3 protein-coding genes are annotated in these 1054 nt (G+C 65.4%); 1 reads left to right on the forward strand and 2 read right to left on the reverse strand.

The features are described 5' to 3' along the window. The coding region (locus ACWCQ6_RS37480) for a helix-turn-helix domain-containing protein (protein ID WP_451097010.1) at window positions 1-265 on the reverse strand (265 nt) is incomplete at its 3' end. A 99-nt stretch (window positions 266-364) separates the two neighbouring features. Between ACWCQ6_RS37480 and ACWCQ6_RS37485 the strand changes: the two genes are divergently transcribed. Further along, window positions 365-580 carry a hypothetical protein gene (locus tag ACWCQ6_RS37485; protein WP_451097012.1) on the forward strand — a complete coding sequence of 72 codons (216 nt, stop codon included), beginning with the start codon at window positions 365-367 and terminating at the stop codon, window positions 578-580. On the opposite strand, the gene ACWCQ6_RS37490 is transcribed toward ACWCQ6_RS37485, so the two are convergent. Next, complete coding sequence (locus ACWCQ6_RS37490; protein WP_451097014.1) at window positions 575-706, reverse strand: hypothetical protein; 132 nt, start codon at window positions 704-706, stop codon at window positions 575-577. The two genes, ACWCQ6_RS37485 and ACWCQ6_RS37490, sit on opposite strands and share 6 nt — an antisense overlap. Between the last annotated feature and the right edge of the window lie 348 nt (window positions 707-1054).

Consider the following 1054-nt stretch of genomic DNA (forward strand, 5'->3'; position numbering starts at 1 on the left):
CAATGACAGCGAGCGCCTCGACAGGCGGCGTGGTCGTCGAGGGTGGCTCAAGAGGCCCGTCCATCAGTAGCTGCTCCAAGGGGATGCGCAGGACCTCGGCCGCGCGCACCAGCACTGAGAGGCGGGGGTCCTGCTGGCGCTGCCCGCCCTCCAGGTCCTGTACCCACCTGCGGGTTTGCCCCATCAGCCGACCGAAGTCCGCTTGTGTGAAGCCGCGCCGCTCTCGCCAGTAGGCGATGCGCCTGCCGACGCGCCCAGTCTCCATGGAGCACTCCCCGAAAAGGGCACGCACTTTGCGTGCCCACCCCAGTTGTACCGCGACCTACCTTGCAGTCACAGCAGATCAACGAGAGCCGGGGACACCATGACCAGGGACTTACCGCCAGTCACCACCCTGACGGAACAGCAGCAGCGCGGTTGGTCCTGCGTCTGGTGCAGGACTGCTCTCACCATCGGCGAGGACATGGACCTCGGCGAGAAGCGGGCCCGGCCCGAGGGCGGCGCCGCCTACTCGTGGTTCCCCCGCGCCTGCTCGGACGCGGAGGCGTGCGCCACCCGAGAAGAGGAGCAGACGTCATGATGGACTCGGCCCCTCGGCCGCTCCCCGCACGTTGACGACCGAGGCATGGGCAGGGCCCTGCTGCCAGTAGAGCGAGTCGTCGAAAAGTGCGGCGCGGCAGCCCTGCAACTTCATGGCATATGCCACGAGGCTGGTTGTACTGTCGCTACTCGAACGTGTGTTCCCTGGAACGGGTGATCACCGGGGAGTCGTTTCGTCGTTGGTCACATTGCCGGTCCCAGGTCGCAGTCCACACCCCCCAAGGTGCAGCGACCTGGGACCGGTTTTGTGTCATGGTGAGCTGATGGCTGCACTTCGTTGTGGCGACCTGATGGGGCCGGTGGGAGTCGAGTGGGAGATGATCATGGTGAACGTGAGCCAACTGACGCTAACTGGAGCTAACTACTGGCGATGGCTCACGCTCGCCACCCCTCAAGTGCGAGCTGAATTCGGCGGCAGCGCAGCGGCGGGAATCCGATCATGAACATCCCTTTC

The sequence above is a fragment of the Streptomyces sp. NPDC001880 genome (genome assembly GCF_053594575.1).